The 17,876-nt window shown below is 55.8% G+C and carries 12 protein-coding genes and 4 pseudogenes; 4 read left to right on the top strand and 12 right to left on the bottom strand.

All coding sequences use genetic code 11. The features are described 5' to 3' along the window. Positions 1–25: 25 nt before the first annotated feature. The 12 genes and pseudogenes from SOPEG_RS15235 to ompC form a co-directional block, all read right to left on the bottom strand. Entirely contained in the window at positions 26–1,522 is a 1,497-nt protein-coding gene (locus tag SOPEG_RS15235) for an MFS transporter (RefSeq protein ID WP_025245984.1), read from the bottom strand. A 120-nt stretch (positions 1,523–1,642) separates the two neighbouring features. Next, positions 1,643–2,236 (bottom strand): hypothetical protein, encoded by a 594-nt coding sequence (locus SOPEG_RS15230; RefSeq protein ID WP_025245983.1) that lies wholly within the window; start codon positions 2,234–2,236, stop codon positions 1,643–1,645. A 310-nt stretch (positions 2,237–2,546) separates the two neighbouring features. After that, positions 2,547–2,879, bottom strand: coding sequence for a hypothetical protein (locus tag SOPEG_RS27675; protein ID WP_148297101.1), 333 nt, complete (start codon positions 2,877–2,879; stop codon positions 2,547–2,549). Positions 2,880–3,216: 337 nt separating this feature from the next. Then, positions 3,217–4,425 (bottom strand): IS256-like element ISSoEn2 family transposase, encoded by a 1,209-nt coding sequence (locus SOPEG_RS15225; protein ID WP_025244301.1) that lies wholly within the window; start codon positions 4,423–4,425, stop codon positions 3,217–3,219. 186 nt (positions 4,426–4,611) lie between these two features. Then, the gene (gene istB / locus SOPEG_RS15220) at positions 4,612–5,367 is read right to left on the bottom strand and encodes an IS21-like element ISSoEn3 family helper ATPase IstB (RefSeq protein ID WP_038470270.1); all 756 of its coding nucleotides are present in this window, start codon (positions 5,365–5,367) and stop codon (positions 4,612–4,614) included. A gap of 11 nt (positions 5,368–5,378) precedes the next feature. Further along, positions 5,379–6,931: pseudogene (istA, locus tag SOPEG_RS15215) on the bottom strand (IS21-like element ISSoEn3 family transposase). A gap of 176 nt (positions 6,932–7,107) precedes the next feature. Beyond that, positions 7,108–7,974 (bottom strand): annotated as a pseudogene (gene cbl, locus SOPEG_RS15210) (HTH-type transcriptional regulator Cbl); the annotation flags it as partial. 227 nt (positions 7,975–8,201) lie between these two features. Beyond that, a complete protein-coding gene (locus SOPEG_RS29825) occupies positions 8,202–8,483 on the bottom strand; it encodes a substrate-binding domain-containing protein (RefSeq protein ID WP_051419794.1) in 282 nt (93 codons plus the stop codon). Between the two features lie 15 nt (positions 8,484–8,498). Beyond that, the gene (locus SOPEG_RS15205; protein ID WP_051419792.1) at positions 8,499–9,203 is read right to left on the bottom strand and encodes an ABC transporter substrate-binding protein; all 705 of its coding nucleotides are present in this window, start codon (positions 9,201–9,203) and stop codon (positions 8,499–8,501) included. 100 nt (positions 9,204–9,303) lie between these two features. Next, positions 9,304–9,921 (bottom strand): glutathione S-transferase family protein, encoded by a 618-nt coding sequence (locus SOPEG_RS15200; RefSeq protein WP_025245981.1) that lies wholly within the window; start codon positions 9,919–9,921, stop codon positions 9,304–9,306. A 376-nt stretch (positions 9,922–10,297) separates the two neighbouring features. After that, positions 10,298–10,468: a hypothetical protein gene (locus SOPEG_RS28355; RefSeq protein WP_158382424.1), complete on the bottom strand. Its 171-nt coding sequence runs from the start codon at positions 10,466–10,468 to the stop codon at positions 10,298–10,300. A gap of 153 nt (positions 10,469–10,621) precedes the next feature. Next, complete coding sequence (gene ompC / locus SOPEG_RS15195; protein ID WP_025245980.1) at positions 10,622–11,728, bottom strand: porin OmpC; 1,107 nt, start codon at positions 11,726–11,728, stop codon at positions 10,622–10,624. A gap of 720 nt (positions 11,729–12,448) precedes the next feature. On the opposite strand from ompC, the gene SOPEG_RS15190 reads away from it, so the two are divergent. From SOPEG_RS15190 to rcsB, 4 genes and pseudogenes are all read left to right on the top strand, one after another. Then, positions 12,449–12,757, top strand: coding sequence for a DUF4186 domain-containing protein (locus SOPEG_RS15190; protein ID WP_071882310.1), 309 nt, complete (start codon positions 12,449–12,451; stop codon positions 12,755–12,757). 319 nt (positions 12,758–13,076) lie between these two features. Further along, positions 13,077–14,230: pseudogene (locus SOPEG_RS15185) on the top strand (MFS transporter). After that, positions 14,220–16,913: pseudogene (rcsD, locus tag SOPEG_RS15180) on the top strand (phosphotransferase RcsD). Before SOPEG_RS15185 ends, rcsD begins: the two co-directional pseudogenes overlap by 11 nt. An 8-nt stretch (positions 16,914–16,921) precedes the next feature. Further along, on the top strand, positions 16,922–17,572 hold the full coding sequence (gene rcsB / locus SOPEG_RS15175) for a response regulator transcription factor RcsB (RefSeq protein ID WP_025245979.1): 651 nt from the start codon (positions 16,922–16,924) through the stop codon (positions 17,570–17,572). Positions 17,573–17,876 lie beyond the last annotated feature (304 nt).

Raw genomic sequence — 17,876 nt, 5'->3', positions numbered from 1 at the left:
CGCAGGTCAATCCCGCCGCAATGACTTATCCCGCAGCGACGGTGGACGGCGACGCGAAATCTTCTGCATCCACATCATAGCCCGACGGCTCCCAGCGAAGGGTCAGCAAGGCTAGCAGGCCCGCCAGCGGCGCCAGCGCAATCACCCAGAAAACGCCGGTGCCGAGCAGCGCCGTCAGCACCGGGAACAAAAACAGCGACAGCGTTGAACTGGCACGCATCAGCGTCTGGTTAAAGCTGACACCCACGCCGCGCAGCGAGGTGGGGTAGCTTAGCGACGCGAACGTCATGCTGTGCGAACCGGGGCCGACTCCTTGTCCGAACAGGAACAACGCCAGCATGGCTATGGCGAGACCGGCCCGAATGCCATCGTGGGGACGGCCGATAAGCGCCAGCCCGATGAGCGACAATAGCTGTAGAGCATAGCCCAGCACGGTCATGGGCCAGGCGCCGAAGCGGGGGACAAAGCGCACCGCAAGCAGCCCGCCGACAAACGCGAACAGTAGATTCAGCGCCAGCGAGAACAGAATGGTGCTCAGCATGGACTGCTCGAGGAAACTGCTGAGGATGACCGGTAGACCAAACGCCACCGCATTATAAGCAAACGAGGAGGCCACGGCGATAAGGGTGGCAAGCACCGTCCGCCGCAGGTAAACGCCACGCAGCAGCGCGGCGTAATTGCGCAAACCGGCTTTGGCGCGACGGTTGATCTGCGGCGCCGGCGCGTCCGTTGCCACCTCGGCATTAATCCCGTAGGAATGGCGCAAGATTTTCGCTGCCCCGGCCAGATCGCCCTGGTTGGCGGCCCAGCCGGGCGATTCGCTCATATAGCGGCTACGGATGGCGATAATCACCAGCGCCGGTACGGCGCCGAAGCCGAGGATCAGCCGCCATAGCCAAGCGGTATGCCCTTCCGGCAATACGCCGTACAGCAACAACACCAGTAGATAGGAAACGCTGATAGCGGCATACCAGGTGGGGCACCACATGGCAATGCTGGCGGCTTTGTTACCCCGTCCGCGCAGGCGGGAAAACTCCGCCAGAAAGGCCATCGCCACCGGCAAATCAATCCCCACGCCCAGGCCCATCACAAAGCGTGCGGCGGTGAGTACCCATTCATTGGGGGCGAAGGCACAGGCCAGCGCCGCCAGCACAAAAAACAGCATGTCCGCCATGAATACCCGATAGCGGCCAATTTTATCGGTTAGATAACCGTCGAAGAACGCGCCGACGATAGCGCCAAACGTAATGGCCGATGCCACCATGCCGGTGGCGGCCGGGGTCAGGTTGAACTCTCGCGCCACATCCTTGATGCCGAACGCCAGCGCACCGAGATCGTAGGCATCGAGAAACACGCCGCCGAGCGCGATGGCAATAATGATGGAGGCATGGGAACGATTATCGGTGTGATAATTGACCAGGCTGGAAACATCGCTGGCGCTGCGAATCACATGCCGCTCGCTGGTGGCGCTATGGCCATCGGCCAACGTGGCGACATGCGCCGTAGTGAGAAGTAAAGGCATAGACGTGAAGGCTTAGCTAAAAAGTTTGCGGTAGCCAAGCATACCGGTTGGCGCAGGGAAAACCAATTCCGTTACGGAATAAGTTACAATTAACGGTTTAATCGGTCCTTTCGTCGCCCCTTATGTCATGAGCGTGATGTCGGGAGAAAGCTGCTTTAGCCACGCCGGCAGCGGATGGGATGGATCGGGGGTAATGATCAAAAGCGACAGGTCGGGTAGCCGCGCGAAATCCTCCTTTGACGCGTGCTGAATAAGTTTAGCAGACATCCGCAGGGTATGGAGGCTGGGCGGCAGCCCCCGTGGCCATTGAGTAAAGCCGTCACCCGTCAACGCTAAGCTGGTTAACGCTTTGAGATTGTCCAGACTTTCAGGCGACATCGGGGCATGCTGGGAAAGGCTGACGTGCGTCAGCGTTTTGGGTAAATGCTGAGGTAAGCGCGGCATGTCACAGTCTTTGAGATTGAGATCGGCCAAATGAGGGGTTCGCGCGGCCAGATTATCGAGCGCGTTGTCCGCTAATTGCGGCGAATCAATGATGCCGAGCGTCGCCAGTGCGGGCGGAAAATGGTCGGGAAGACGCTGAATGCGCTTTGCTTGAAAGACTTCTACGGTCTGGGGAACCTCGCCTTCACACTGCACGTCAGGATAGCCGCGTACGTTAAGTGCGATAAGCGTTTCCCGCGGATTGACCGAGCATAACAGAGGATTCGGCATCGGCTCGAGAGGTTTCTCGGGCGTGAGAGGCGTCGCGCGTCGCGGCGTAACACGTAAGCGGTGTGCGGGCGGTTGGGTTGCGGTGACGCTCTTGCCTTCCGGCTGGCGGAGCAGGGCGTGCGCTTTGTCTTTGTCACCGGCTTGCGGCGTGGTTTCTGTAAGGCGCGGGGCGTATGGAGAGGGAACGTCTTTTCATAAGCATAATCGGCGTCCTCCGGGTAAACCGCTTGCACGGTATAACACGCTTTTTGCAAGTTCAGCGATAACACCGGTTTAAAGTCTTTATCGGTTAGTGTGAACATTAAATCATTCACTTGGGTAAAGTGAAGCCTGTCGCCGCAATTTGCCATCCCCTGCAATTGTTCAAAATAGATTTTGATGTCGCGTTTTGTGATGTCGCGGGGGGATGACAGAGTTCATTCAAGATGAAGAGACATTTTTGGGTGTCGCCGTTAAAGAAAAAGTCTTTGATCTTTTCCCAGAGGGTCATCGTCGGTAATGACTCACCCTTATTTTCCATGATTTTCCCAATTCGCGCCGCGCTGAGGGTATTTGAAAAAAAGCATTTCCGATACTTATTGCCATAACGCACCCCTAATGGTCTATCAGCTGAATTAAAAGGACTGCCGGCATTTTCATGCATTTCTAATCATTCGCTAATACGGTGTTTTGCGTATCATGGCGCTGCGCGCAGCGGGAAAATCAATTTTATGGCGCGTTTATCGCGCGCGATGGCGGCTGACGCATTGAGGGTGAGGGCTGGGAGGGAAGTGGGAGAGGCCTGTGTGGAATGTAGAGACGTCAGAGTGGATGAGGGAGACGCTGAGGGGATGGAGACGTTAAGGGAAGAGGGAGACGTTGATGGGAGAGTGAGACGTTGAGGGTGATAGAGAAGCCGGAGGGAAAATGAGGGCCTCCGGCCCTGCGACCCTGTACACGATTCTGTGACCCTGTACACGATTCTGTGTAAATGCCTTTTCTCAGAAGTGACCGTCCAGGCGGTCACCGAACTCGATAATAAAGCGGCTCATTGCCATGCGCCAGTCCCTCAAAGGCATTGTCCATTTCTGTGAGGCCGCCTGTATCGCCAGCCACACCACCTTTTTCACTGCGTCGTCGGTCGGGAACACCTTGCGCTTTTTGATGGCATGCCGGATCACGCTGTTTAACGACTCGATGGCGTTGGTCGTGTAGATCACCTTGCGGATGTCCGTTGGGTAGGCAAAGAACGTGGCCAGATTGGCCCAGTTTGCCTGCCAGCTTCGACTTATTTGCGGGTAGCGGATGTCCCAGGCACTGGAGAACGCTTCCAGCGCCTGCAAGCCGGCTTCTTCCGTAGGGGCCTGATAGATAGCTTTCAGGTCGCGGGTGACGGCCTTGTAGTCCTTCCAGGAGACGAACCGCAGGCTGTTGCGCACCATATGCACGATACACAGCTGGAGCCGCGCCTCCGGATACACCGCGTTAATAGCGTCAGGGAAACCTTTCAGCTCGTCTACGCAGGCGATAAGGATATCGTTCAGGCCGCGGTTTTTCAGCTCTGTCAGCACGTTCAGCCAGAACTTTGCGCCTTCATTTTCGGCCAGCCACATACCTAGCAACTCTTTCTGGCCTTCGATGTTGATGCCCAGCGCCAGGAACACAGATTTGTTGATAATGCGGCTATCCTGCCGGACTTTTAGAACGATACAGTCAAGATAAACAATGGGATAGACTGCATCCAGAGGCCGGTTTTGCCATTCGACAACCTGCTCCATGACCGCATCGGTGACCTTTGAGACCAGCGCCGGCGAGACATCGGCGTCATACAGCTCTTTGAACGCGGCGGCGATCTCGCGGGTGGTCATCCCTTTGGCGTACAACGATAAAATCTGGTTATCCATCCCGGTAATCCGGGTCTGGTTCTTCTTCACCAGTTGCGGTTCAAAGGAACCGTCACGATCGCGCGGAGTACGCAGCGCCAGCGGGCCATCGCCAGTGGTAACGGTTTTTGTGGAATAGCCGTTGCGGGCGTTGGTCCCCGGTTTAGGCTGATTTTTATCGTAGCCGAGGTGATGGGTCATTTCGGCATTGAGAGCTGCTTCGACGCTAATTTTTTTCAGCAGCCGATCGAAGTAACTGAGATCTTCAGGGGTTTTGAGATTTTTGGCCAGTTCGTTAGCCAGAGCCTGCAACTGTTTTTCGTCCATAAATTAACCTGTTTTTGATGTTGGATTGAACATATCAAAATCAGGCAAATACACAAATTTCTAAACAGGCTCGATTCGCGTATCCGATCAGCTGTTCCGGCGACATCCGATCAGTTATTCCGATATTTTCCGATCACCCATTCCGGTGATATTCGATCACGTGTTCGCTCATCTTCTGACTCGGGTTTAGTCTATTTTTCCTGTGCTGGCTACTCCTTGCTCTTTGCGTAGTGATTCGCCTTTAAGTTCCAGTCTATAGCTGGGGTGTACTAACCGATCGAGTAACGCGTCAGCTGTCGTGGGGTTTTCTATCAGTCCATACCATTTTTTCACCGGCAGTTGACTGATCAGGATGCTGCTGCTTTTGTCGTAGCGATCTTCCATCACCTCCAACAGCATCGTTGCCTGCATCGGACTTATTGATTCTAGGCCCACGTCGTCCAAGATCAGTAACTCTATTTTTTCTAACTGCTTAAGCTGTTTTAGATAGGTCCCGTCTACCTGACACTGGTGAAGATGGGCCAGCAACCGACCCACTCGCCAGTAACTCACGCTATATTGCTGCCGGCATGCCTGCTCACCAAGCGCACAACTGAGCCAGGTTTTGCCCGTACCTGTCGGCCCCGTGATGAGTATGCTTTTCTGATATTTCAGATATTGTCCCCCTAGCAGATCTCGCATCTGTTCCGGTGTCACTCCTCGGCTAGGGATATAACGGATATCTTCCGGTTTTGCCTGCAAGCGCATTTGCGATTGCCGTCGCATACGGCATATGTGGTTGTTTTTTCTATGTAAATTTTCCGATTCTACCATCAGCGACAACCGCTCCTCGAACCCCAGCTCCCCATAACTCCCCGGGAGTTCGCGTTGCGTCTCCAACGCCTGGACCATTGCCGACAACTTCAGCTCTCGCAGAGCCATTACCATTAACAGTGTATCCATATTTATTCTCCTTAGTGATAACTGTCCGGACCTCGGAAGGTTTTCGTGAACCAGCATTGATACGCCGGCTCCGTCCTGGGTGACCTCACTTTCACGACCGTGTTTCAATACGTTGGCTATGAAAGAGCGGTTAATGCACCCTTTCTCCAACGCCAGCGCGCAGGCCTTCTCCAGTCGCGTCGTCTCATAGCGCCGTTGCAGATTGAGTAGCCCCAGCACGGAGCGGTAAGCCTGCTCCGGATGGGCTTTGCTCTTTTGGATGGAACTCGACCACTTTCAGTGTGCACACACCCACCGACAGCGCCCAACTGCACAGCCTTTCCGGCGTCCACTGACTCTGCCCCTTATGGTTAGCCGGCATGTGCGCCGCCTGAGTCGTGTGCCTATAGGCGTTATCGCTGCGAGGGTGCGTAGCCACGCAGACGCCCTTATGGTGGATTTGCACCAGCCGTTGGGTGGCGATGACGTCAACGCGCTCGCCAACCAGCGGATGCGGCACCGAGTACCAGTTTTTGCCGTAGTCTATGTGGTAATCAGATCCCACTCGGGCAACGAGATACTCACTGTATTCCCATTGTGTGGGCGGTAGAGGCCCAAGAGCCAGTTTGTCCAGCTGCTCGAAGCGTTCAAGGCGACTTTGTCCGCCGTAATGACGCATCGGGCGCAGATTCAACTTATGATTGAGTTCTCGTATCACCTGGTTGAGTTTGGCCAGCGAGTAGAACCTACGTTTACGCAACCGGGCCAAAACCCAGCGTTCTACCAACTGCACAGTTGATTCTGCCTTAGCCTTGTCTTTCGGTTTTCTCGGGCGCGCCGGTAGCACCACTGTCTCATAGTGATTTGCCAGCGCCTGGTAGCTCTGGTTTATGACCGGCTCATAGCGGTCAGGGGTGCTGACAGCGCTGCGCAGATTATCAGGTATCATCAGCTCCGGAACCCCACCCATGAAGTGCAGGCAGCGGCTATTGGCGTTGAGCCACGATGCCATGTCCTGGCCTTCGCAGGCTTCGATATACGCATAGCCTGACACGCCCATGGCAGCGACGAAGATAGCGACCTGGCGTACGCTACTGGTCGCAGGGTTGACGATAGGTACGGTGGGGCCACAGAAGTCGATGAAGAGCTTTTCGCCAGCCTTGTGCTCCATGCGCATGGAACGCCGCTGCTTCTTTTTCCAGTCACGGAACAGTGCACAAAACTGTGAGTAACCGAGGGCATCACCGCCCACGGCGGACTGATATTCCATCCAGAGCAGCTGCTTGGTCATGCCCTTGCGGCTTAACTCGGTATCGATATCAAGCCAGCTGGGTAATGTATTGATAACTTTTCCGGATTTGCCGGGATAGAGCAGGCGGTCGAGGTCGACGGGGGACAGTTCCGCCGGCAATGGCCAGACTAGGTTAGCTACCGTGAATCGGCCGAGGATATCGTGCACGGTAGTACAGCCTATGCCGAGCGCTGCTGCGATAGTGCGATTCGAGCGACGCTGCTCGAATTTCATACGTAAGACATTAATATAGATGTACATTTCCGTTCTCGCTTTCTTCTTTTTACGTGCCATGCCATGCCCCCGGAAGCTAAAAGTCTCCAGAGTATGGCGGAACAGAAGATGAGCGATCGGACAGAATCGGAATCGCTGATCGGGCGACCGGAATCAGTGATCGGATGAAATCAGAATTAGTGATCGGGTGAAATCGGAATCAGTGATCGGATGTGACCGGAACCAGCAACAGGCTCTTGGATGAACCGCCAGGCATATTTACGCTGCAACTGACCCCGTTTTACCCCCAGCCAGACGATGTTAGCCTCAAACAGATGCTCCACGCTCAGGCTGACCAGGCCGGTATCCCTTTCGCGGTTGTAAGACATATCCGCCAGCAGGCCCACCCCCAGCCCGAGTTCGACATAGGTCTTGATAACGTCTGAATCCTGAGCGCTTATCACCACCTCGGGATGCAGCCCTGCCGCCTGAAAAGCCACATCGATTCGCGATCGACCGGTAATGCCGTGCCGATAAGTAATAAGCGGGTAGCGGCTCAGGGTCTCAAGGGTAAGCTGCGGCGCTCGAGTCAGCTCATGATCTTCTGGCACCAGCACCGCGTGATGCCAGTGATAATAGGGAAATGCCGCCAATTGCTCTTCGGTCATCAGTTTCTCGCTGGTGATACCGACATCGGCATCGCCGGATTGCAGCATGGCAACGATTTCCTCGGGGCTGCCCTGGTTAAGCACCAACCGCACCCGCGGATACAGTTCGCGAAACTGCTTAATAACGCCCGGCAGACTGTAGCGCGCCTGGGTATGGGTGGTGACGATGGACAGTTCGCCGGAATCCTTATTGGCAAACACATCGGCAATCCGGCGAATATTATTGGCCTCGTTAAGAATGCGTTCGGCTACCGACAGCAGCGTCTTGCCCGGCTCCGTCATACCAATCAGACGCTTGCCGCGGCGAATAAAGATTTCCACCCCAAGTTCATCTTCGAGTTCACGAATATGACGGCTAACGCCCGATTGCGAAGTGAAAAGCATGCTCACAACGTCGGTCAGATTATAGTTGCAGCGGGCTGACTCGCGGATGATACGCAGTTGCTGAAAGTTCACGCCTGTTCACTCCTTAATTTTCCTTCGGAGCTACAGTTCTACAAGCGTTACATATAATCGACAAATAAAAAAAAGCGGCAAGTTATACATTTTAATACTAAGCAAAAAAATGGCTTTGTCGATGCGGTGAACGCATAACGCGCGCGCTTAACGCCGGGCGGCGCGAAGGATGACGGCAGCAGCGACGGAGCGCGCTGCCGCGGGGCTTCAGGCGCGGGTCGTTACTCTCATTGCCCCTGCGCTAAATAGGCGTTGGTATAGTACTCCTCCACCGGCAGGACGCTTTTCACAATGCCGAGCGAGGTCGCCGCATCCAGTACATCACGCCAGGCTTTATCATTTTGCTTTAGTTGTTCGTCGCCGGGCGCGCCCAGCACCTGCATCGTGTCGCGCCATTGGCGTTTGACGAAATTCTCGTCATAAGACTTGCTGTACTTAGCGGCGAAGGCGGCGGTGGCTTCATCGGGGTGCTCGATGGCATAGCGCAGACTGCGCGCGGTCGCGCGCATAAACACCTTCGCCAGCTAAGGATTCTTTTCCAGCCAGCGTTGATTGCCGGCGAACATAAATATCGGCGTATCCGGCACGCCATGGCGTGTCGCGGGCATAAATTCCGGCGTCTGCTTACCAGCCACCGCAATTTCCGTCCCTTCGGCGTTGGTAATCCCGGTCGTTGCATCCACCCGTTTTTGCAATAGCAGCGGCACGGTATCGGCGGCGGCGACCATCTGAATGTCGTCCAACGTCATACCGGCGCTTTTTAACATCAGCGAGAGCTGTGCTTTGGTCCAGGCGTCGTTATAAATGCCGATGCGCTTGCCTTTTAACTGTGCAAGCGTGACCGATTGTCCCTCGGGCGTAAAAATGTCCCAGTTATTGCCGGTGCCGTAGCGACCGATGGAAATGACCGGCGCCCCCTGCTCTTTCGCAAAGATGATGTCCATGACGGTGGTAAACGCCACATCCGCCCGGCCGATGCCGAGGAATTTCATGGTGTCGGCCACGGTCGGCGGCGCCACCACGTTCAGATCGATGCCCTCGTCGCGGTAGAACCCCTTACTGATCCCCAATGTCCAGGGGATCCAAAAACCATCCGCCACCGGCCATTCCTGTACAAAAGTGACTTTTACCAGCGCCGGAGCGGCAAACGCCAGCGCGAAAAGCCATCCCATCCACATTGCCGCGGCGACGGCAAGCGCCGCGCCTTTCGACAGCCAACGGTTCGACATAACCTATTATCCTTGTTTGCAACGGGAACATGACACGCCCGGCGGCCGGACACGCCGCTGCACCTTTAGTCGGGCAGCGCCAGCTAACAGGCGCGGATACTCACACCGACGTTTTGCCGCCGGTGGCGTCATAGGCCGGTAGCGCCTGACGAAACAGATTGAGCCAGGAGAGCAACTTGGGATAGCGCTGGCGCCAGGCGCCGTCAAAGCGCAAATCCAGGTAGCCCAGCGCGGCGGCAAGGGCAATCTCCCCCACGTGCGGCGTTTTGGCGCCCGGCGCAAGAGTATAATGTAATTCGGCGTAATCGAGCGCGCGCGCCATCCTTTCCTGCTGGCGCGCGACCCACCCCGGGGAACGTTCGTCAGCCGGGCGGTAACGGCCCTCATAGACCACCAGCAGCGCCGCATCCATCAGGCTGTCCGCCAGCGCCTGCTGACGTAAAACCGCCCAGCGGGAATCGTCGCGCGGAATTACCACACCGCCGCCGGCTTTGTCATCCAGGAATTCGATGATGACCCGCGAGTCAAACAGCGTCTGCCCCTCCGGCGTAATGAGCGTCGGAATTTTGCCCAACGGATTTTGCTCAAGCAGGCTATCGGTGGGATCATTGACGTCCGCCGGCTCGATAACCAGCCGATCGGCAAGGCCGGTTGCCGCCGCCGCCAAAGCGACTTTGCGACCAAACGGCGAAGCCGGAGACGTTCTTAATCGGTACATGGGGGCATCCTGTCGGCAAAGAGGGGAATGTAAATAGAATAAAGTATTGTTTATCCAAAAGACAATCACAATCCCGAAGCGGCAGAAAACACCTTGATCGCTGGAGGGGCTCTTGCTGGGACATGAGACGGCCTCCCCCTCGGCGCGGCGAAAACCCGAAACGCCGTAGCGGTCGTTAACATCGAAAACATGAGGCGCCGTAACGATTGACGACACCGCAAGCCTAAAGCGCCATGCCGGTTGGCAAGCCGGTAGCCTAAAACGCCATACCCATTAGCACGGCGAAAGTATCAGGCGTTGTGTCAAGCGTTGCAACGCCCGCTTGCGGAATCATCCTATTACCCTCATCCACCTCTGTGCCGATAATAGGCGCCTTTCAGGATAGAAGGAGAGCAAAGAGAGCAAAGAGATGATGAATCTGATTCTCATAGCCGTCTTGCTCGGCTTTGCCGTATTTTCGCTGATTAAAGCGGTCAGACAAATGCGCAAAAAAGCGCTGATAAATTAGCGCTATCGTTAGTGCCTCAACCCCCATCACGTCACTCACCTCCGCGAGGCAATCCTGCTCGCCGGTATCCCTTAGCCGCAGGTCTCCCCACTCACACCGGGCGGAGGCGACGGCGTGTTGGTCTCAAACAGCGGGGCGTCACACCGCACGCCCCGTTTTTCACGAACCCTATATTTTGTCGCGGCGGATTCGTTAGAACATATAGGTCATACCCAATGCGACAATATTGTCGGTGGAGATCTGCGCGGCACGGGTAAAGTCGTCCTTGGGCAGCAGATTGATGCGGTAATCGATGAAGGTCAGCATGTTCTTATTGAAGTTGTAGCGGGCGCCCACCTCGAGGTATTTTTTGATATCGTGGCTTTTACCCTTTTGGTCGCCGTCAATGCGCGACTGCAGATAGCCGAGGGAGGGACGCAGGCCGAAATCAAACTGATATTGCGCGACCAATTCGAGATTGTGCGCCTTTTCAGCAAAGCCGTGTAAATCGCCCGAGAAGTTGCCGTAGGGCGTCATATTGCGGGTTTCGCTGTACAGCGCGGCCAGGTAGAGGTTATAGGCGTCATATTTCAGGCCGAAGGCGTAGGCTTCAGCCTTTTTGCCCTGATTACGCGCGACCACCGGCGATCGCTGAGACAGAGTGCGGTTGCTGCTGCTAACGGCGGCACCGGCGGACACGCCGTTACCCAAATCGTAGGTGACGGACAAGCCATAGCCATCGCCATTGGCCTCCTGGAGGCCGCGGCCGGTGGTATCACCCTCCTTGCTGTCGTTTTTGCCCTGATATTGCAGCGCGAAATTCAGGCCATCCACCATCCCGAAGAAATTGGTATTGCGATAGGTGAGCACGCCGTTGGCGCGGCCGGAAAGGAAATTATCGGTAACGGTGGTATCACCGCCGAATTCCGGCATCACACCGGTCCAGGCGCCGACGTCATACAACACGCCGTAGTTCCGACCGTAGTCAATGCTGCCCGCGTCGTCGAACTTAATCCCGGCGAAACCCAGGCGGGTAAAGGTACTTTTCGCGCCTTCGCTTTCGACGTGGCGCAGCCCGACTTCATGCTCCCAGGTACCGAATCCGATAAGCCCGTCGCTAAGCTGAGTTTCCCCACGGAAACCATAACGAATGAAAGAACGATCGCCGTTTTTATCATCATCGCCGGACATATAACGCATGCCGTTGAGTTTGCCGTACAGATCCAGTTTATCGCCGTCTTTATTATAAACTTCGGCGGCCCCGGCACTGCCGGCCATCACCATAGCCGAAACGAGTACAGACAGATACTGTAGTTTCATGTTGATACCCTCTATATTTATTATATTTTGCCACTAATAATTTGATATCCGCAGAGGCTCAAATAAAAACGAGCATTCAACGGATCTTGATGTCATTGATAGATCGGATATTGAACTGACCGCAGAATCATACTCGATGGATTTTGACCTTTCAAGCCATTGGAGGGCAACAAATAACCGACACACATCATAATGATAAAAACAATAAATACTAAAAGTACTATATTAATCAGCTAATTAATAGCTAAGGTAAAATTAAAATCTATATAAAACATTGTGTTAAAAAATAAAGATCCTCAAACTTTACGTGATGATCGCAATAAAATTCTCGGCAATCAAAATAAACAAACCGCTTTCCATGATGGCATTCGTCGTTATTTTTTAGCGATAGTGTGAGAGAGATCGAGAATAATATGCCGAGCATCAACGATCTTTGGGTTATAAAAGTGAGGTAGGTGGAATTATATTTAAAATCAATAGTGCACAATAAAATAAATAGAGCCACTATTCCATAATTCCGCCCTGCCGCCGCCTGTTTTTCGGCAACGGTCATTCCTGCCAGCGTTCTGCTGCGCCCCTCACGCCGCATTATCGCGCTAGGGGCGAGAGGGGTAGCGTAAATTGTTTGACTGCCCTCCATCGTTTGCCGGCGTACGGCGTGCTATACTGTGCGCCCTGCGCATACCAAACGGGCGCCAGTCGGAGCAAGGTAAAACTATGATGCAAGACGAAAGGAATCAAGAACAGCTGTGGCAACGCTTACAGCAACCAGCCTTTCGGCGCCGTTTCGCCTTAAACCCGCGCGAAGACGCTTATCTGCGCGCTAAGGGTATGGCGGTCGTGCTAAACCATGCGCGGGATTTTATCGCCAGCCGGCTGGCGCCGGCGCTGCCGGCCAAAGACGGTAAGCAAACGCCGTGGCGGGGTCATCCGGTGTTTGTCGCCCAGCACGCCACCGCCACCTGTTGCCGCGGCTGTCTCGAGAAATGGTACGGCATACCGTGCGGCGTGGCGCTTACCGAGGCGTAGCAGGCCTTTATCGTGGCGATGATCGCGCTATGGCTGGAACGCCGCGGCGGCGCGTCATAAGCGTGAGCCACCTCGGCAGACTCAGCAACGGCGGGCGCCAAGCCGGCCGCGACGATTTCGCCCGGCAACAGCAGCGTCGGTTCGCGCCATGCCGGGCGCGCCGGCAATTGATGGCGGCACGCGCCCGCTCCCTACGGGTAAACGCCCACGCTACGGCGGCCAAAGGGGGATTGATGCCGTCGCAGGAAGCAGCAAAAATTCGATTGCGGCCCGCATTGGCCGCGTTTTTAACCAGGACTCATTCTCGCGGCCCATTATTATGACCATTGCCCTCCCCCCCGAACTTCGCGCCACCTATCCGGTGCGTGTCGCCACCCGCGTGGTGTTTTTTATCGCCGGCTTCGCTATGTCGGCCTGGGCGCCGCTGGTGCCCTTCGCCAAAGCGCGGCTGGCGATTAACGATGCCTCCCTCGGCCTGCTGCTGCTCTGTCTGGGTATCGGCTCGCTGCTGGCGGCGCCCTGGGCGCACCGGCTGGGCTGCAAACGGCCGATCGTCGCGGCGGTCTGCGTGCTGGGCGTGACGCTGCCGATACTGGCATGGCTGGAAAGTGCGCTGGCGCTGCTGCTGTTCGGCGCCGGTTTGGGGACGCTGGATATCACGATGAACATTCAAGCGGTAGCGGTGGAGAAAGCCAGCGGCCGCGCCATGATGTCCGGCTTTCACGGCTTTTTCAGCATCGGCGGCATTGCCGGCGCCGGTCTGATCAGCGCGCTCCTGGCCTGCGGCTTGACGCCGCTTGCGAGCGTACTGGTGGTCGTGGCGGCGCTGGTCATTCTGCTGACAATGGCCGCCGGTCACCTCGTGACCGGCGCGGGCGACAACCCGAGCGCGCCACTGTTCGTCCGTCCCCATGGACGGGTGCTGGCCATCGGTTTGCTGTGCTTCTATTCTGTTTTTAACCGAAGGCGCCATGTTGGACTGGAGCGCTCTGTTCCTCACCCATGAACGGGGCATGGACAGCGCGTCCGGCGGGCGGGGTTACGCCTTGTTCTGCATCAGTATGACCCTCGGTCGGCTTTGTGGCGATCGATTGATCAACCGCATCGGCCGCTTTCGCATGCTAATGGGCGGCAGCCTGTGCGCCGCAATGGGGTTATTGCTGGCTATCGCCATCGACGTGCCGGCGGTGACGCTGCTAAGCTTTCTACTGCTGGGCTTCGGCGCCGCCAATCTGGTGCCGCTACTGTTCAGCGCGGCGAGCGACCAGCGGGCCATGTCGCCTCATGGCGCTGGCGGCCGTTTCCGGGGTCGGTTACGCCGGTTTGTTGACCGGCCCCGCGCTGATTGGTTTCATCGCCCAATTAACCAGCCTGTATGTCGCTTTTGGCTGTGTAGCGGTATTATTACTGCTGGTCAGCGCCAGCGCGCGCCCCATTAAAGGACAATCCGAGCCGGGCCGTTATGCAAATTAAAAAAATCGCGTTAACCTCGACTGCGCTGCTGCGCGGTTTTCTGGTATTTATCCTCTTATTATTGCTATCGCTATGGGTCCTGGGTTATCAGGTGTTCAGTACCTATGTGGTGGAAAAGCAGCATAGTCTGAGCACCATTGCCGGCTCCATGCAAAAACGCATCGACAAATATCGCGTCGCGGCCTATCAGCTTTATGACGCTACCGGCAAAAACGACCCGCAGGCGCTGCAGCCCAACGGCGCTCAGGAAGTGCGGCTGCGTCCGGACGTCTATTTTGTGGATAAACCCCATAAGAAAACCGACGCGATGATTTTCGGCAGCCATGAAAGCGCGACCTACACCCGCGCGCTGGCGATGTCGCGCTATCTTGACGTACTGTGGGGGGTCGAGAATAACAGCTTCACCCTGTACTATCTCAACGGCAGCGACAACAGTCTGACGCTCATCTCCACGCAGCCGCTGCGCGACACGAATCCCCGCTTTCGCGACAGCTATATCGGCTCGCTGGTGGATTCTCGCCGCGGCGAAATGCTGCAGCAGGCCAACATCCTGGATGAACGCGAAAGTTTCTCTCCCCTGCGCAAATATCGTTTTCTCAACGACTACTATTTCACGCAGCGCATGATATTCAATCAGCCAGGCCATCTGGCGACCATTATCGCCTTCGATTTGCCCATCAACGATATTATCCCGCTGAATATGGCGCGCGCCAATTTCGCTCTTAATCGCACCCCCGACAGAAACGCCACGGACAGCGATGCGGACGATGACGATATCGATGACGCCCAGGCGCCGCGCGTTTACAGTCGAATGAGCGGCGCCATGCTCGAAATTACCGCGCCGTTATCCAATGCGCCGCTCTCCATGACCTACCGGGTTTCGCTTATCAGTCTGGCGCTTGACCTGCTGCATAATAATCTGTGGCTGGTGCTTATCGACCTGGTGTTAATGGCCTTCTCGCTGCTCGGCATTTATCTGGTGCGCAAAAACTTATTGCGCCCCAACACGGATATGGTACAGCAGCTAAAATCCCATCAAACGCTGGGACAGGAAGTGATCGCCAATCTGCCGCTGGGCCTGCTGATTTATAATTTCAGCGATAACACCCTGGTGGCGAGCAATAAAATCGCCGATCACCTCCTACCCCATCTGAGTTTACAGAAAATCGCTAATCTGGCCGAAGGCCATCAGGGCGTGATCCAGGCCACGGTGAACAACGAAGTGTATGAAATTCGGATGTTCAAGAGCCAGATCGCCCCTCAGACCTGGCTGTTCCAATTGCTTGATCAGGACAAAGAGGTGTTGGTCAATAAAAAGTTGCAGTAGGCCCAGCGGGAATTGGATAAAAATCATGAGGCGCGGCAGGCGATACTCAACAACATTCAGCAGGAACTGAACGCGCCGCTGGCCGCGATCGAGCTGCTGGTGGATCGTATCACCACCAGCCAGGAGCAGCAGCAGGTGGCGTTATTGGCGCAGCTCCGCCAGGAGTCTTCACGCCTGATGGGGCTCACGGATAATCTACAGCTGCTTACCCGTCTGGAGCTGCAGGAGTGGCAACCGGCGAGCGCGCCTGTCAATCTGCATCAGCTGCGGGACCGGTTACCGCTGCTGAGTCAAAAAGGACTGGGGCTGTTTCATCACTACCTGCTGCCGTTCGACCGGCACTATACAGGGGACGCGCAGGCGGTGAGCAAAGTGATAGCGCTAATCCTCGATTACACCATCACCACCACCCATTTCGGCAAAATCACCTTGCGGGTGAGCGGCGATGACGCCGGCGGCGCGATTACCTTTTCCCTCAGCGACACCGGCAGCGGCATCGGCGAGCAAGAGCTGGCCAACCTCAGCCAGCCGTTTGTCAGCGCGGCGCAGCAGGACCGGTATCAGCGCGGTTCTGGATTGACCTGGTTCTTGTGCGATCAGCTCTGCCGCCGCATGGGCGGCCGGCTGGCGATACAAAGCCGGGTGGATATCGGCACGCGTTATACCCTCAGCTTGCCGCTGGCCCCGCTGGAGGGCGACGCCGGAGACGAAGCCGAGAAGTTGCTGGAAGATACATTAGTCTTACTGGACATTCGCAACGAAGAAATACGCGCTATCGTGAGCGGCATGCTGGAACAATGGGGCGCCGAATGCGTCTACGTCGATGAACACCATCTCGGTCAGGAACATGATTTACTGATGACGGACGACCCGGCGCGCATGGAGGATTATGCGCTGCTGCTGGACGGTGACGCTCAGGGTGTAATGGCGCTTACCACCCGGCGTATCAAGGTAAATTACAATTTTAGCGCACCGATGCTTGAGGCGATTTTGCAGCTGATAGAGCAGCGGTTGGGGGAGCCGGAGGACGAGCGGGATCAGGCGACCGGCGAGCCGATGAGCACCGGCGGTTACCAAAACCGGTTACAGGACAGCGACTATTATGCCCTGTTTGTTGAGACAGTACCCGACAACGTAAAGAGGTTGTATACTGAAGCGGAAAGCGGCGATCTGAACGCGCTGGCGCAAACCGCTCATCGTTTGAAAGGAGTTTTCGCGATGCTCGGCCTAGAGCCTGGCAAACGTGCCTGTGAGTCACTTGAGTTATATGTTAAACAACAAGATATAGCGAAGATGGGATCAGAAATCCATCAGATTGATGTTTTTGTCACTAAAATGCTGCAGCATGCAAGGTAGCCTTAACTATGAATAACCTTAATGTCATCATTGCCGATGACCATCCGATCGTCTTGTTCGGCATTCGAAAATCCCTTGAGCAAATCGAATGGGTCAACGTTGTTGGCGAATTCGAGGACTCCACCGCCCTTATTAATAGTCTTGGCAAATTGGATGCGAATGTCTTAGTGACGGATCTCTTCATGCCGGGAGAAAAGTACGGTGATGGCATCACGTTAATCAAATACATCAAACGCCATTATCCGCACCTGGCGATCATTGTTCTGACCATGAATAACAACCCGGCGATTTTGAGCGCGGTGCTGGAGCTGGATATCGACGGTATCGTGTTGAAGCAGGGCGCGCCTACCGACCTGCCCAAGGCATTGGCATCGCTGCAAAAAAGCAAGAAATACACGCCCGAGAGCGTCGCGAAGCTTCTGGAACGCATCAACGCCGGCGGTTACGGCGACAAACGCCTGTCGCCCAAGGAAAGCGAAGTGCTGCGGCTGTTTGCCGAGGGTTTTCTGGTGACTGAAATCGCCAAAAAACTGAACCGTAGCATCAAAACCATTAGCAGCCAGAAGAAATCGGCCATGCTCAAACTGGGCGTGGAAAACGATATCGGCCTGTTGAATTACCTCTCGTCGGTAAGCATGGCGCCGGTGGATAAAGAGTAATTCCCCCCTTTTCGGACGCGCGGCATAGCCTGCCGCTGCGCCGCCTTAAGGGGTGTCGTCACGGGCGCCCATCGCACCCGCCTCGCGTTATCCGGCATAGCCATCTTCACGCTACCCGCGCCAAATGATGCGGCAAAGCGGCGTATCTGGCCTGCGCGCCCACCTTGATCGAGCCGCCCGTCGGCGTTCGCCGCGGTTTTATCCGGCGATAGCGCGACACGCCTGCACGCTACCCGCGCCAGGTTATTCGGCACAGCGACGCAGCACACTTTCACATCCATTTTGACCGACAATCGCTCCTGGG

The organism is Candidatus Sodalis pierantonius str. SOPE, from assembly GCF_000517405.1.
Lineage (GTDB): Bacteria > Pseudomonadota > Gammaproteobacteria > Enterobacterales > Enterobacteriaceae > Sodalis_C > Sodalis_C pierantonii.
The sequence above is the reverse complement of the archived record's forward strand: the minus strand, read 5'-3'. Positions and strand labels throughout refer to the sequence as shown.

What these genes read in the sequence shown, in the direction of transcription:
- SOPEG_RS15235 (WP_025245984.1), bottom strand. Translation starts at nt 1,522, where the DNA reads ATGCCTTTACTTCTCACTACGGCGCATGTCGCCACGTTGGCCGATGGC.
- SOPEG_RS15230 (WP_025245983.1), bottom strand. Translation starts at nt 2,236, where the DNA reads ATGCCGAATCCTCTGTTATGCTCGGTCAATCCGCGGGAAACGCTTATC.
- SOPEG_RS27675 (WP_148297101.1), bottom strand. Translation starts at nt 2,879, where the DNA reads ATGCATGAAAATGCCGGCAGTCCTTTTAATTCAGCTGATAGACCATTA.
- SOPEG_RS15225 (WP_025244301.1), bottom strand. Translation starts at nt 4,425, where the DNA reads ATGGACGAAAAACAGTTGCAGGCTCTGGCTAACGAACTGGCCAAAAAT.
- istB (WP_038470270.1), bottom strand. Translation starts at nt 5,367, where the DNA reads ATGGATACACTGTTAATGGTAATGGCTCTGCGAGAGCTGAAGTTGTCG.
- SOPEG_RS29825 (WP_051419794.1), bottom strand. Translation starts at nt 8,483, where the DNA reads ATGCGCGCGACCGCGCGCAGTCTGCGCTATGCCATCGAGCACCCCGAT.
- SOPEG_RS15205 (WP_051419792.1), bottom strand. Translation starts at nt 9,203, where the DNA reads ATGTCGAACCGTTGGCTGTCGAAAGGCGCGGCGCTTGCCGTCGCCGCG.
- SOPEG_RS15200 (WP_025245981.1), bottom strand. Translation starts at nt 9,921, where the DNA reads ATGTACCGATTAAGAACGTCTCCGGCTTCGCCGTTTGGTCGCAAAGTC.
- ompC (WP_025245980.1), bottom strand. Translation starts at nt 11,728, where the DNA reads ATGAAACTACAGTATCTGTCTGTACTCGTTTCGGCTATGGTGATGGCC.
- SOPEG_RS15190 (WP_071882310.1), top strand. Translation starts at nt 12,449, where the DNA reads ATGCAAGACGAAAGGAATCAAGAACAGCTGTGGCAACGCTTACAGCAA.
- rcsB (WP_025245979.1), top strand. Translation starts at nt 16,922, where the DNA reads ATGAATAACCTTAATGTCATCATTGCCGATGACCATCCGATCGTCTTG.